Genomic DNA, 14,194 nt, shown 5'->3' on the forward strand with positions numbered 1-14,194 from the left:
AATGGAAAAGATAAAAAATGTTATCCAATCGTTAAAAACGTGGCATAAGTTAGTAATCGGTGCTGCACTTTTAGCGGTTGTAACAGGAGCACTTTTATACTTCACCTTGCCAGATAAATATGTTGTTGTATATCAAAATTTAAATGATGCAGATAAGCAAGAGATTACAGCAGAATTATCGAAGTTAGGTGTCGATTACCAATTAGCGGCCGATGGTTCAATTCGTGTGCAAAAGAATGATGCTCCATGGGTTCGAAAAGAAATGAATGGAATGGGCTTACCGTTTAACTCTAAGAGCGGCGAGGAAATTTTATTAGAAAGCTCACTCGGGTCAAGTGAGCAAGATAAAAAAATGAAGCAAATTGTCGGTACGAAAAAACAATTGGAGCAAGATATTGTACGAAATTTTGCGACGGTTGAAACGGCAAATGTTCAAATTACATTACCTGAAAAAGAAACAATTTTTGATGAAGAAAAAGCAAAAGGAACAGCGGCGATTACTGTTGGTGTGAAGCGTGGACAATTATTAACAGCTGATCAAGTTGCTGGTATACAGCAAATGATTAGTGCGGCAGTTCCTGGCGTGAAAGCAGAAGAAGTAAGTGTTATTGATAGTAAAAAAGGTATCATCTCAAAAGGAGCAGATGAAGCGCATTCTAACGGTTCCTCTTCTTATGAAAAAGAAGTAGAGATGCAGCATCAAATTGAAGGTAAATTAAAACAAGATATTGACGCAACGTTAATGACGATGTTTAAGTCAAATGAATATAAAGTGAATACGAAAGTGTCTGTAAACTACGATGAAGTTACACGTCAGTCAGAAAAATATGGTGATAAAGGTGTACTTCGTAGTAAACAAGAGCAAGAAGAAAGCTCTACTGCGCAAGAAGGAGCAGATACGAAGCAAGGTGCTGGTATTACAGCAAACGGTGAAGTGCCGAACTACGGTACGAACAATAATCAAAACGGTAAAGTTGTCTACGATAATAAAAATGGTAACAAAATTGAAAACTATGAAATAGATAAAACAGTTGAAACAATTAAGAAACATCCAGAATTAACGAAAACAAATGTTGTTGTATGGGTAGATAATGATACGTTAGTAAAACGAAGAATTGATATGACTACATTCAAAGAAGCGATTGGCACAGCAGCTGGGCTTCAAGCTGATCCGAATGGAAACTTTACAAACGGTCAAGTTAACGTTGTAACTGTTCAGTTCGACCAGCCGAAAGTTGAAAAAGAGAAAGAGCCAGAAGAAAGTGGTATGAACTGGTGGTTATTCGGTGGAATTACAGCTGGCTTGTTAGCATTAATTGGCTTAATATGGTTCTTCTTAGCAAGACGTAAGAAAAAGAGAGAAGAAGAGGAATATGAAGAATACTTAGCAGAAGAGGAAATTGCTGCAAGCAATGAAAGTATCCTGGAAATTCCTGAAGAAAAAATAGTGCCAGAGCCAACACCGGAACCAGAAGAACCGAAAGAACCAACGCTAGATGATCAAGTGCAGGAAGCTACGAAAGAACATGTAGAAGGTACTGCAAAAGTAATTAAAAAATGGTTAAACGGACAGTAAGGGAGGAACAACGATGTTAGATGAAATCTCCTCCAAAGAAAAAGCTGCCATCCTCATTCGTACATTAGACGAAGGGGTGGCAGCAAAAGTCATTGAATATATGACAGCTGAGGAAAAAGAAGTATTACTTCGTGAAATTGCGAAGTTTCGTGTATATAAACCAGAAACGTTAGAAAATGTGCTAGGGGAGTTCTTGTATGAATTAAATGTAAAAGAATTGAACTTAGTCACTCCAGATAAAGAGTACATTCGTCGCATATTTAAAAACATGCCAGAAGACGAGCTGGAAAAATTATTGGAAGACCTTTGGTATAACAAAGATAATCCGTTTGAGTTCTTAAATTCACTTACAGATTTAGAACCACTTCTTACAGTGCTCAATGATGAATCACCGCAGACGATTGCGATAATTGCTTCTTACATTAAACCGCAACTTGCTTCTCAATTAATTGAGAGATTGCCAGATCATAAACGAGTAGAGACGGTAATGGGTATTGCAAAACTAGAACAAGTTGATGGTGAATTAATTAATCAAATTGGTGAGTTGTTAAAAACGAAATTAAATAATATGGCATTTAGTGCAATTAATAAAACTGATGGCTTGAAAACGATCGTGAACATTTTAAATAATGTTTCACGAGGTGTTGAAAAAACAGTCTTTCAAAAGCTGGATGAAGTCGATTATGAGTTATCTGAAAAAATTAAAGAAAATATGTTTGTCTTTGAAGATTTACTTGGTCTTGAAGATCTTGCGCTTCGCCGTGTATTGGAAGAAATTACAGATAACGGTGTTCTTGCGAAAGCACTTAAAATTGCAAAAGAAGAAATTAAAGAGAAATTATTTACATGTATGTCTTCAAACCGTAAAGAGATGATTCTAGAAGAATTAGATGGCTTAGGACCGCTTAAGATGACGGATGCTGAAAAAGCGCAGCAAACGATTACAGGTACAGTTAAAAAGCTAGAAAAAGAAGGAAGAATTATCGTTCAAAGAGGTGAAGGGGATGTCCTTATTTAAAAACAGAATTCCGAAGAATTCTGTTTCTTTTTCTGAAGAAACGTATGAATTACAATTTCCAAAACTAGCTTCAGTCCAAATAGAAGAGGAAGAATTACAAGCTGATCATGCAGAGCTTCGCGCCCAGCAAGAATCATTACATATGGAAATGAATCAGTTAAGACAAGGGCAGCAAATGCTAGAACGAGAGCGTCAGCAGCTAGTACAAGATAAAGAACAATTTCAAATGCATATTCATGAACAAATGGAACAGATGGAAGCAGCACGTATGCAGTTTCAAAAAGAACAGCAAGAAACAGCATACGAATGGACAGAGTTATTGTGGGATCAATCTTTTCATCTAGCAGAAAAAATCGTAAACCAAGCGGTAGATTCACGATTACTTGATGTGTTACCAATTTTAACTGGCATCGTTCAAACGTTGCCTACTTCATTTGAAAAATTAATAATAACAGTACATCCAGAAACGTTTGAACGTATTCAAGAAGAGAAGGAAAATACGAAAGAGTATTGGTTACTACAATTAGTAGAATGGAAATATGATTTCTCCCTGCAGTTCGGTGAATTTGTTTTGGAGGAAGAGAAAGAGTTTTTTGAATTTAAATTTGCACCTATATTTGCGAAACTTCGTCAGAAATGGGAAGAAGAGAAGTTGTTTGAGGAGCAAAATGTATGAACAACAAGCTCATAAATGAACAGTATAAGTGGAATACGTTTATCGAAACACCGTTTTATACGAAAATTGGTAAAGTTCATAGTGTACAAGAACAGTTTTTCGTAGCGAAAGGACCGAAAGCAAAAATTGGAGATGTTTGTTTCGTTGGAGAACATAATGTTTTATGTGAAGTAATTGCGATTGAAAAAGAGAATAATATGTTACTGCCATTTGGACAGACAGAAAAAGTATGTTATGGGGATTCAGTTACATTAATTGCAGAAGATGTTGTTGTACCTCGTGGTGATCATTTACTTGGAAAGGTGTTAAGTGCGAATGGTGAAGTGTTAAATGAGAATGCTGAAAACATTCCACTACAGAAAATAAAATTAGATGCCCCTCCTATTCATGCATTTGAGCGTGAAGAGATTACTGATGTATTTGAAACGGGAATAAAATCAATTGATTCTATGTTAACAATTGGTATCGGTCAAAAGATTGGTATTTTCGCTGGATCAGGTGTTGGTAAATCTACTTTACTTGGAATGATTGCAAAAAACGCAAAAGCGGATATTAACGTTATTAGTTTAGTAGGAGAACGTGGCCGAGAAGTAAAAGACTTTATTCGAAAAGAATTAGGCGAGGAAGGAATGAGGAAAAGCGTTGTTGTTGTGGCGACGTCAGATGAAAGCCACCTTATGCAACTTCGCGCGGCAAAGCTTGCAACATCTATTGCTGAATACTTCCGTGATCAAGGTAACAACGTACTACTCATGATGGATTCTGTCACTCGTTTTGCTGATGCGCGCAGAAGTGTTGATATTGCAGTGAAAGAGTTACCGATTGGTGGTAAAACACTGTTAATGGAAAGTTATATGAAGAAGTTGTTAGAGCGATCTGGTAAAACACAAAAAGGATCTATAACAGGTATTTATACCGTACTCGTTGATGGAGACGATTTAAACGGTCCTGTACCAGATTTAGCACGTGGTATTTTAGATGGACATATTGTATTAAAGCGTGAGCTTGCTACGCTTAGTCATTACCCTGCTATTTCAGTGTTAGATTCAGTAAGTAGGATTATGGAAGAAATTGTGTCGTCTAACCATTGGCAACTTGCAAATGAAATGAGAAAAATCTTATCTATTTATAAAGAAAATGAATTGTACTTTAAATTAGGGACGATTCAAGAAAATGAAGAAAATGCTTATATTTTTGAATGTAAAAATAAAGTAGAAGATATAAATACGTTTTTAAAGCAAGGTCGATCGGATAGTTTCCAATTTGATGATATCGTTCAAGCGATACACCATATAGTATAAGGCCTCGTACGCGGAGGCCTTATTTTTTTGTTTTTTAATATTTCACAGATTTTTTTAGAAAAAAACTATATAATAGAAAAAGAGAGCGTTATAATAGGAAGGGGCTATGAAAACAGGTGGATAAACAGCAGTACGACACGATAAAATTGCAGATTAATCAAGAAAAAGAACATATTTTAAAAGAAGTGTACGAATTAACAGCTGAAAAAAGAAAAATAGAACAAAAAAAAGAATATGATTTATATGTTGTGAAATCACGTAGCAAAGTCGTACAAACTGGGCAACGTATTATGGCTGGCATGCTTTCTTCACATACGTTTTCACCTGAAAGAATAGAAGAATGGAATCGAAAAATTAAAAAAACAGAAGGTTTTATTCAAAAAAATGAAAGCCTTTTAGAACAAGTAAAAGAAAAAGAACGTGTCATTGATGAAATGTATGAAGAAGATTGTAAGAAGCTTGCGAAAGTAAAAGAAAAGCTGGAAGAAAAAATGCTTCTTGATTTAAAAATGTGTATGAACGGATGAGGTGGATGTAGTGATACAGTTTGTATTACCGGTGCAGCAAAGTTTACCTCCGCAAAAAGAAAAAGGGCTAGAAGTACAATCGAAAAATGAAAATTCTTCATTCGATAATACAATGAGAATTGAAAATAAAAAACAGCCGAAAACGGAGAAACCGAAACGAGAAGAAGCACCAGAAGAAGAGAAGAAAGAATATATTCTCGCAAAAAAAACGGTAACGAAAGAAGAGCCGATTGTAAAGAAAGAAGAAAAGAAAGAGACAGAACAGTTATTGTTAGCTGTATCTGAGCAGATGGTTGCAATTGAGCAATTACGTGTGCAGCCAGAATTGTTATATCAATACATACAAAAAATACAAGAGTTGTATAAAGAATATGGAAATATAAAACTTAACGAATTGCCTGCAGCTGAATTACAACAATTACAAGAGCTCCTTTCAAACATGAATATTAAAAATGCCATATGTTTAGAAGATACAATGCAAATGGCGCTAGACAAGGTGACGATGCCAGAGCAGACGTTGCAAGTATTAAAAGTCGTAGAATCAGAAACTTGTAATATTGCAAAGAAACAAGAGGAGTCTAAGGAAGTAGAACTCCCGAAAGCAGAGAGCGATGATGTGAAGGTAGAGTTACCAAAAGTCGATCAGTTAAATGACTCAAGTTCGGCCGGAGCTGAGTTATTAAATAAAGCAACGGGGACTGATCAAATAGGAAAACAAAATAGTGGAGCTGAGAAGGTTACATTACCTGACTTAGGCAAGAAAATGGAAGCACAAGTAGAAGCACTGCAAAAATTTGTAGTGAAACAAGAACGTGTTTTATTCCAGCTAAATCCAGAAAAACTTGGTACGTTAACTGTGTTTATGAAAAAGCATGGAGATCAAATTGATGTTCACGTAGAAATGGAAAAACACGATGCGAAAAAACGTGTTGAAATCATTTTTGATGAATTGAGGCTAAAGTTAAAAGAAAAAGAAATTAATATTCAAATTAGCTATTCTGATAAAGATGAAAACCGTAAAGAACAGCGAGAACAAGAACAAAGGCAAAAACAGAAATCAGTAAGTACGCAACATGAGAAACAACAATCAAAAGAATTTGCGGGATTATTGGAGGAATAAAGCGTGCCAACAGTTGGGTTAAATACAACGAGTACAAATCATATTCCGTTACAAGCAGGAGCACAAACAAAAAACGCATCTGTTAATGGTGTGCAATCGCCAGTTCAACAAACAAACGGAGTTTCAGCAGGAGAGCAAAAGACTCCTGGGATAATGGGGAAAGATGATTTCCTAAAATTGTTTTTATCGAGTTTCCAACATCAAGATCCATTTAATGCAATGGATATGAATCAAATGATGAACCAGACAGCGCAACTATCGCTTATGGAGCAAGTACAAAATATGACGAAAGCAGTAGATAAACTGCAATCAACGATGTATACGACAGCTCTTGATGGCGGGATGAAATTTTTAGGGAAGTATGTTAGAGGTGTAAACAATAAGGGAGAGCAAGTGACTGGTCAAGTGGAAACAGTTCGACTTGCCGAAAATAACGATGTACAACTTATTGTTGATAATCAAGTTGTCACACTTCGTTTTGTAGAAAGGGTTTCAGATAAACCGATAGCAGAAACAAATCCAGAAGATGAGAAGAAAGATGATATAGAAAAGAATGAAGAGGTTAAGAAAAATTAATAAAAGGAGTGTACATAGATTATGATTAAAGCGTTATATACAAGTATTACAGGGATGAATGCAGCACAAAATGCATTAAGTGTTACTTCAAATAATATTGCAAATGCACAAACAGTTGGATATAAAAAGCAAAAAGCTATTTTTGATGATCTGCTATATAATAATACGGTTGGTTCACGTGGTGACGGTGCTTATGCTGGTACGAATCCAAAGAGTATTGGTAACGGTGTAAAGTTTAGTGGGACATCTACAGATTTTAGTGATGGTTCTATTACTTTAACTAGTGATAAGATGGAGACAGCCATAGAGGGAAACGGTTTATTTTTAGTTGGGGATCGTAATGGTGGAAATGTAGAGTATACGAGAAAGGGGTCTTTTGGTGTATCGAAAGATAACTATGTTACAACTACAGGTGGACAGTATGTGCTAGGTTATGGTGTGAAAACAGGGACACAAGAAATAGATTTTTCTTCACGACCAAGTCCAATTCATATTCCGATGGGATCAGCTGTTGGTGGGATTCAAACAGATAAGGCAACAATAGGTGGAAACCTTCCTAGAAACCAAAATGCATTAGCTCACGAATTCACAGTTTTTGATGAGGAAGGAAACTCGTTAACGTTACGTGTAAATATTAAGCAAAAGACTACAAAAGAGACTGTAGACGGAAAAGAAGTTGAGAAGCCGGTGCCAGGTGAATATACATATACAGTTTCTGTAAGAAATGATTCTAAAAACGAAAAAGAATTTAAGCCTGTTGAAGGCATGACGGGCGAAAAAAATCTTAAATTTGATACATTAGGAAATTTAAAGGAGACAGATGAATCTGTACAAAAAGATCCTGTAACTGGTGAAATTACTAAAGGTGGAACGGTTAAAATTCCTTTTGGTAAGGGACTGACACTGGATTTAAGTGGTTTAACAAATTATCCGACAGGGAAAACTATTTCTACAACAGAAGTAACGGGGCGTCCAGCTGCAATTGCAAATGACTATTCTATTTCTGACGGTGGTTTTGTTATGATGAGATATTCGGATGGTAGTATGAAGGTTGTAGGACAACTAGCTGTAGCTACATTCCCTAATTCAGGTGGATTAATGAAAACTGGGAATGGAAATTACATTGCCACACCATCAGCGGGTATTCCAGGGGTAGGTGTTGCTGGTGAGAATGGTGCAGGTAATGTACGGGGGTCAGCAAAAGAAAGTTCAAACGTAGATTTATCTGTAGAATTCGTTGACTTAATGCTGTATCAACGTGGATTCCAGGGAAATGCGAAAGTAATTAAAGTGTCAGATGAAGTATTAAATGAGGTTGTAAACTTAATTCGATAATATAGTATAAAGAAAAATTGTAATGTAGTAGAAAGGGTTTTTTATTCGTATGACAAGACAAGAGCGAATTTTACAATTGCCTTTTTTCGAAAATAAACGTGAACTTGCCGAGCAAGTGTTAAACATGGAACGAGAAGAGCATGCATATTTACCGGATCAATTTGAAATTAAGCAAGTGCCTCCGTATTCATTTGGTGAAAAGGAAGCAATCATTGGTCGTATTCATGAGTTTTATTTCGTAAGTGTTGGTAGTGATGGTGTTTGGAAGTATCAACTGTTTAAAGATGAGATGAAGTGCCGTGAGTTTTTCGTTATGTTGCCGGATATTACGGATCAGCAGCTTGCTTTTTGGTTCAATAACATTGAGCTGTTGAAAGGGGCGTAAAAGCTTTCTTTTTAGGTTTTGAGAGAGGGCGCGATGAGTAGTAGCGGTCAGTGCCTATGTGTGGTTCGTGCATTGTGAGACCAGAGATATGGAGTGGTACTAGGTTAGCTTAAGATGTGTGAAACGATAGTTTAGATGAATAACGATTGTAGTTGTGTTCATTTAAAGTTTTGAGAGAGGGCCTAGCGATGAGTAGTAGCGGTTAGTGCTTATGAGTGGCTCGCATGTTGTAAGACCAGAGATATGGAGAGGTTCTAAGGTAGTTGAAGAGGCGAGGAGCCATGAATAAGATTGATAGGTTCTAGGTTAGTTGAGGAGGCCGAAAGTCAATTGTGGTGGCGCCTCTTCTCTTTTTGAAGATAGGGTCTATAAGTAGTGATTTGAAATAGAGTTAGATTAATTTAAGATAGTTGTGCTATATTGTACAATTAGACTAAGTTTATATAAAAGGAGAGGTGAGGAGGATGGCGCAGAATAAGTATCGCGTTACATTCATTTCGCCAAGTGAGGTTGAGCAACGTACTGTAATGGCGGCGAGTAGTTTACCTAATTTAATACGTCAAGTAGAGAGTATTATTGCAGATCCGAACGGTTATTTTGTAAATGATAAAAAAAATAATTGCTATTTTAAAGTTATTAAAGAAAATGTTACGTATATTCAATATGAGTTACTATTTTCTGATAAGGAAATTCACATTGAAAAATTAAAGCATATGGCGCCTAGTGTACTGAAGAAATTATTTGAGAAAATAAATGATCCTGAACTATACGCTCTTTCGCTTATCGATGTTGATATAGCGACGAAAGAATATGTGCTAGGAGAAATGGGTCCAGAGCTAAGAATGAGAGTGGAAACAGAGCTTTCAAAAAAATGGGAAGCGATGCCGACAGAAATTGTAGGAGCACAAGAAGTGTTACTAGAGGCACTTGCTTCGTTTATACAAGATTAAGTTTTACCGGTAGTATTTCTACTTTAAAACTGTGAGGATCAGTCAACTATCTATATTTTTCATATAGGTAGTTGACTTTTGGGTTTTAATAAAGCTTAATAATTAAATATACGGAATTAATGGAAGGGGAGCGACACCTTTATGTCACAAGCACAAAGTATTTTATTAGAAAGCGGAACAAACGAATTAGAAATCGTAACGTACACTGTTGGTGAAAATTTATTTAGTATCAATGTAATGAAAGTGCGTGAAATTATTAATCCATTCCCTGTTACAACTGTGCCAGAAGCTCATCATGCAGTTGAAGGTGTTGTTCAAGTACGTGGTGAAATTTTACCTGTTATTAACTTAGCAACCGCTCTTAATTTAAGATCGACAAAGCCACTTGATCAAACGAAATTTATTATTTCAGAATTAAACCAAATGAAGGTTATTTTCCGTGTTGATGAAGTACATCGTATTCAACGTATTTCGTGGGAACAAATTGATGAACCAGCTTCATTATCTATGGGACTAGAAGAAACGACATCTGGTATTGTAAAACTAGATGGGAAAATCATTTTACTATTAGATTATGAAAAAATTGTATGTGAAATTAGCGGTACTGGTTATGATAATAAATCACTTGCAGGATTAGAGCAAAAAACAGATCGAGCTGAAAAGGTGATTTATATTGCGGAAGATTCAGCGATGCTTCGCCAAATATTAGAAGAAACATTATCATCAGCTGGATATACGAAAATGAACTTCTTCAGTAATGGTGCTGAAGCATTAGCTCAAATTGAAAAATTAGCAAAAGAGCAAGGTGAAAGAATGTTTGAACATATTCATCTGCTTATTACAGATATTGAAATGCCAAAAATGGATGGACACCATTTAACGAAAGTAATTAAAGATAGTGAAGTAATGAAGCAATTACCAGTTATTATTTTCTCTTCATTAATTACGAATGAGTTGTTCCATAAAGGTGAGGCAGTTGGAGCGAATGCTCAAGTGAGTAAGCCTGATATTCAAGAGTTAATCGGGCTAGTTGATAAGTTAGTGTTGTAAAGAAGTTTTGAAAAGCTCTTTTTTAGTTGGGAGAGAGGCTCCAGCCAAGAGAGGAAGCGGTTAGTACTTAAAAGTGCCCTGTACGTAGTAAGAACAGAGATATGAAGTGGGTTTTAGGTAAGTTAAAGAAGAGGGAGGCCGAGTTGTTGATGAACAGGCTTACATTCTTTTCTTATTAGCTAAAATTGAGGAACTAGCCATTGTAGTAGTACTGGTTAGTTCCTTTTTAGTATCCCATGTTCTATAAAGGCAGAAAAATTGAACGTTTCTAATGTAGTCGCGGCTGTGTATATTCATAGTTTCTTTCGTCTTTTTAGTTGTTTTTATATTTGGAAATATAGATAGGTTTAATTGTTTTTCTCATCTTTACTACTTGAAAATATAAGAGATAACGTCACTGGATTGTAGAGTGAGATTTCGTGATAGCGCAAACTTTTTCGGTGAAATTAAATTGGAAATACCATATAATATAATTAAATATATTTCATCGATATAATATTATGTTGTATTGCATTTTTTAATATTTTCTCAAAAAATTTTTCTATTATTTATAGACTTTTCATACCTTTTTGTATGTTAATTATTTGACAGATAATTTTGAAATGTTATAATATGGATATGTGGAAATTTCTATTTTCTTAAAAGACATGGGAGTCCGATGAGAATTGTGAAAGGATGAGGGGAGTGGCACAGATTATGTATCACCACACAGCAATCAATGTATTAAATCTTTTACAAAACATGTCAAATAATAAAACGAACGATAGGAAATTAGACGCGGAATTCAAAAAAATAGAGAAACAATTCCGAATAAGGTATGAAGAGCTAATTGACTTATATAATAGAATGGTATTATTTCAAATAGATATAGAAAAAAATGGCGGTATGCGAGTATATGAAAAATCAACGATTACATGGTTGAAGTCTGAACTAGAACTACTGTATGAAGTATATCAATTTTGCCAACGTCACGGTTTAAACATCGCAAATATTTCAAAATATGTTAGTAAAAATGAATTGAATCTTTTTCCGAAAACGGAAAGCCAATTACAAAATACGTATTATAAATTAAAAAAGCAAGAGATGCCGTTTGAAAATATTGAAAAACAAAAACCGGGGCGAAAACGAAAATATATATCTGTAAAAGATACGATTGCTGAGACGAAACAAGAAAGCAAACGGGAAGTAAAAGAAGATGTTCGAGGTGAAGAGGATGAAAAAAGCCTCGTAACAGTTATATCGGGTATCGTTGACAACTTTGAAACAATTAGTCAATGTAATGAAAAGAAAGAACACGAATTGCATCAGTTCATGGCGGGGATTTATAAGCTTTCTAGCATGGCTGCCGAGCGTTCGAAAGATGAAAAAAACGTACGTGGTCTTGAAGGTGAATTACATTCATTACGAGCTGAAAATGAAAGATTAAAACGAGAGAAGGAAGAACTCGTTCATGATATTAAAGAGATGACGCATCATTTAATTCATTTTATTACGAGCTCTGATATCGATCAAATTCGTACATTGCCTTACTTCGTAAAAGAATGCAAACAAGATCTACATAAGCTAGGGTTATATAACGCTCAAGACGGAAAAATGAAAATTATGGTTGACCGTAGTGGACAAGTTATGACCGTAACACAATAAAAAAATTGGGTACAAAATAAAAGGGAGATACATAGTGTATATGTATTTCCCTTTTATTTTGTATGGAATTGTTTCGGACAGAGGAAAAGTTACAATTAATTTTAGTAAATCAAAAATTTTTACAAAAGGAAGGAGCTAGGTCTTACTTTGTAGTATTGTCATCAGAAAAATACTGGGAATATGCGTATTGTCACTGTGAAAGGACTTAATACATAATGATTTTAAAGATAAACCGACTCTTCCTCAATATTTAACTGATTTAATTGAGGTGAATAAGTTGTATAATCGTACAGTTGTTATTACATTTCATCAACAAACTTTTAATACGGAGAATTGAAGAGTAAAGTAGGATTCCAAAGCATAGCCAAAAAGGTGGCTGTTATAAGTTATTTGCCTACCAAGATAATTAATATTTGTTTAAAATATAAGATTACTATTTTATTATACCGAGTAATTATTCACGTTATATAATAATTACTTACTACATAATTAACATGGTTATCTTACAAAAATGTAAGGTTTTTTTAATTGACACTCGTACATATAAGTAACTATACTGGTTACACGACGTTGGTGAATATATTTAATAGTTTCTATCTATAAGTGTATGTCTCAGGATTCTTTTCGGAATAATAGTTCGATTTGTATTTGATATCTTTAATATAGGGATAACGCGGATTTAATCTATTCTTTATTCTAAGTCGTATTATTTAAAGATTAACTATAAATGATATATTTACCAAGTTGTAATAATTTTTTAGAGGTGTTACATTTTGAAATACAAATTAATTGCTACAGGAATTCTTGCTGGAAGTCTACTATCCTACTCATCTAGTGCATTTGCAAATACTCATAAATTCCAAGATGTTCCTGCATGGGCTGACAAATCCGTTAATTATTTAGTTGATAAAAAAGTATTGAGTGGTTATCCAGATGGAACTTTTGGTTCAAGTGATACATTAGATAGGGCTTCTGCGGCAACAATTATGACAAAGGCCCTTGGTATACATATTGACTTAAATGCAAAACCATCTTTTACAGATTCACAAAACCACTGGGGAACGCCGTATATTGCCGCAGCTGAAAAAGCAGGAATAATTAAAGGTGAAGGAAATGGAATATTTAATCCTTCTGGAAAAGTTACTCGTGCTGCAATGGCAACAATGTTAGTAAATGCATATAAGCTACAAGATAGAACAAATAGTAATGGGCAAAGTAAATTTGATGATTTAAAAGGACATTGGGGTGAAAAATTTGCCAATATTTTAATTGATTTAAAGATTTCTGTTGGTACAGATAACGGTTGGCAACCAAATAAATTCATAACACGTGCAGAAGCCGCACAACTTACTGCCAAAACAGATACCCTTCAATACAGTCCGAAAAACCCTTTAGAAAGTAAAACAATCATTATTGATCCTGGACATGGTGGTGCAGATCCCGGAAAGTCCACAAAAGGATTGCCTGAAAGTAAAATCGTATTAGACACTTCCTTACGCCTACAACAATTGCTCGAAAAACATACACCATTTACAGTTTTACTAACTCGTGAATCTGATACTAGACCTGGACATGACCAAAAAAGCTCTTTACAGGAACGTGTTAAATTTGCTAAGCAAAATGAGGGGGATATCTTTATAAGCATTCATGCAAATGCTTTTAATGGTAATGCAAAAGGGACAGAAACATACTACTATAAATCTTCTGAATCCGAAAAAACAAATCCTCATGTGGAAGAAAGTCGTGTGTTAGCGGAAAAAATTCAAACACGTTTAGTAGAGGCTCTTCAAACACGTGATAGAGGCGTTAAACATGGAGATCTTCATGTTATAAGAGAAAACGACATGCCAGCTGTGTTAACGGAACTGGCTTTTATAGATAATGGTATCGATTACAGTAAACTATCTACGGCAAACGGCAGACAGATTGCAGCAGAAGCCATTTATGAAGGGGTTTTAGATTATTATGAATGGAAAGGAAATAATGTATCTGAATATAGATTGTAATAGGTAAAAGAAAGTTTAGTAATTCTAGGA

13 protein-coding genes and 1 pseudogene are annotated in these 14,194 nt (G+C 35.0%); all 14 read left to right on the plus strand.

Going from position 1 to position 14,194, the window contains the following annotated elements; genetic code table 11:
• Nucleotide 1 precedes the first annotated feature (1 nt).
• The 14 genes and pseudogenes from KPL75_RS22360 (at nucleotide 2) to KPL75_RS22420 (ending at nucleotide 14,164) form a co-directional block, all read left to right on the plus strand.
• The gene (locus KPL75_RS22360; protein WP_219917829.1) at nucleotides 2-1,576 is read left to right on the plus strand and encodes a flagellar M-ring protein FliF C-terminal domain-containing protein; all 1,575 of its coding nucleotides are present in this window, start codon (nucleotides 2-4) and stop codon (nucleotides 1,574-1,576) included.
• 13 nt (nucleotides 1,577-1,589) lie between these two features.
• Nucleotides 1,590-2,594 (plus strand): flagellar motor switch protein FliG, encoded by a 1,005-nt coding sequence (fliG, locus tag KPL75_RS22365; RefSeq protein ID WP_000883357.1) that lies wholly within the window; start codon nucleotides 1,590-1,592, stop codon nucleotides 2,592-2,594.
• Nucleotides 2,581-3,270, plus strand: coding sequence for a FliH/SctL family protein (locus KPL75_RS22370; protein ID WP_002135390.1), 690 nt, complete (start codon nucleotides 2,581-2,583; stop codon nucleotides 3,268-3,270). Before fliG ends, KPL75_RS22370 begins: the two co-directional genes overlap by 14 nt.
• Nucleotides 3,267-4,571 carry a flagellar protein export ATPase FliI gene (gene fliI, locus KPL75_RS22375; RefSeq protein ID WP_219917830.1) on the plus strand — a complete coding sequence of 435 codons (1,305 nt, stop codon included), beginning with the start codon at nucleotides 3,267-3,269 and terminating at the stop codon, nucleotides 4,569-4,571. The genes KPL75_RS22370 and fliI overlap by 4 nt, the downstream gene beginning before the upstream one ends.
• A gap of 116 nt (nucleotides 4,572-4,687) precedes the next feature.
• Nucleotides 4,688-5,098 (plus strand): cytoplasmic protein, encoded by a 411-nt coding sequence (locus tag KPL75_RS22380; RefSeq protein WP_219917831.1) that lies wholly within the window; start codon nucleotides 4,688-4,690, stop codon nucleotides 5,096-5,098.
• Between the two features lie 10 nt (nucleotides 5,099-5,108).
• A complete protein-coding gene (locus tag KPL75_RS22385; protein ID WP_219917832.1) occupies nucleotides 5,109-6,218 on the plus strand; it encodes a flagellar hook-length control protein FliK in 1,110 nt (369 codons plus the stop codon).
• 3 nt (nucleotides 6,219-6,221) lie between these two features.
• Nucleotides 6,222-6,794: a flagellar hook assembly protein FlgD gene (locus KPL75_RS22390; RefSeq protein WP_215574713.1), complete on the plus strand. Its 573-nt coding sequence runs from the start codon at nucleotides 6,222-6,224 to the stop codon at nucleotides 6,792-6,794.
• 21 nt (nucleotides 6,795-6,815) lie between these two features.
• A complete protein-coding gene (flgE, locus tag KPL75_RS22395) occupies nucleotides 6,816-8,129 on the plus strand; it encodes a flagellar hook protein FlgE (RefSeq protein ID WP_215574714.1) in 1,314 nt (437 codons plus the stop codon).
• Nucleotides 8,130-8,178: 49 nt separating this feature from the next.
• The gene (locus KPL75_RS22400) at nucleotides 8,179-8,514 is read left to right on the plus strand and encodes a DUF3964 family protein (protein ID WP_088039111.1); all 336 of its coding nucleotides are present in this window, start codon (nucleotides 8,179-8,181) and stop codon (nucleotides 8,512-8,514) included.
• Between the two features lie 464 nt (nucleotides 8,515-8,978).
• The gene (locus KPL75_RS22405; protein WP_012260675.1) at nucleotides 8,979-9,464 is read left to right on the plus strand and encodes a hypothetical protein; all 486 of its coding nucleotides are present in this window, start codon (nucleotides 8,979-8,981) and stop codon (nucleotides 9,462-9,464) included.
• A gap of 141 nt (nucleotides 9,465-9,605) precedes the next feature.
• On the plus strand, nucleotides 9,606-10,514 hold the full coding sequence (locus tag KPL75_RS22410) for a chemotaxis protein (protein WP_219917833.1): 909 nt from the start codon (nucleotides 9,606-9,608) through the stop codon (nucleotides 10,512-10,514).
• A gap of 696 nt (nucleotides 10,515-11,210) precedes the next feature.
• Nucleotides 11,211-12,158: a DNA-binding domain-containing protein gene (locus KPL75_RS22415; protein ID WP_219921149.1), complete on the plus strand. Its 948-nt coding sequence runs from the start codon at nucleotides 11,211-11,213 to the stop codon at nucleotides 12,156-12,158.
• Nucleotides 12,159-12,241: 83 nt separating this feature from the next.
• Nucleotides 12,242-12,483: pseudogene (locus tag KPL75_RS27500) on the plus strand (Ger(x)C family spore germination protein); the annotation flags it as partial.
• A 448-nt stretch (nucleotides 12,484-12,931) separates the two neighbouring features.
• A complete protein-coding gene (locus tag KPL75_RS22420) occupies nucleotides 12,932-14,164 on the plus strand; it encodes an N-acetylmuramoyl-L-alanine amidase (protein ID WP_219917834.1) in 1,233 nt (410 codons plus the stop codon).
• Nucleotides 14,165-14,194: the final 30 nt, after the last annotated feature.

It is taken from the genome of Bacillus sp. NP247 (genome assembly GCF_018966865.1).
Classification (GTDB): domain Bacteria; phylum Bacillota; class Bacilli; order Bacillales; family Bacillaceae_G; genus Bacillus_A.

Bases quoted from the DNA above. Each gene is read 5' to 3' on its own strand.
- KPL75_RS22360 (WP_219917829.1), top strand. From the start codon at position 2: ATGGAAAAGATAAAAAATGTTATCCAATCGTTAAAAACGTGGCATAAG.
- flgE (WP_215574714.1), top strand. From the start codon at position 6,816: ATGATTAAAGCGTTATATACAAGTATTACAGGGATGAATGCAGCACAA.
- fliG (WP_000883357.1), top strand. From the start codon at position 1,590: ATGTTAGATGAAATCTCCTCCAAAGAAAAAGCTGCCATCCTCATTCGT.
- KPL75_RS22405 (WP_012260675.1), top strand. From the start codon at position 8,979: ATGGCGCAGAATAAGTATCGCGTTACATTCATTTCGCCAAGTGAGGTT.
- KPL75_RS22370 (WP_002135390.1), top strand. From the start codon at position 2,581: ATGTCCTTATTTAAAAACAGAATTCCGAAGAATTCTGTTTCTTTTTCT.
- KPL75_RS22400 (WP_088039111.1), top strand. From the start codon at position 8,179: ATGACAAGACAAGAGCGAATTTTACAATTGCCTTTTTTCGAAAATAAA.
- KPL75_RS22410 (WP_219917833.1), top strand. From the start codon at position 9,606: ATGTCACAAGCACAAAGTATTTTATTAGAAAGCGGAACAAACGAATTA.
- KPL75_RS22415 (WP_219921149.1), top strand. From the start codon at position 11,211: ATGTATCACCACACAGCAATCAATGTATTAAATCTTTTACAAAACATG.
- fliI (WP_219917830.1), top strand. From the start codon at position 3,267: ATGAACAACAAGCTCATAAATGAACAGTATAAGTGGAATACGTTTATC.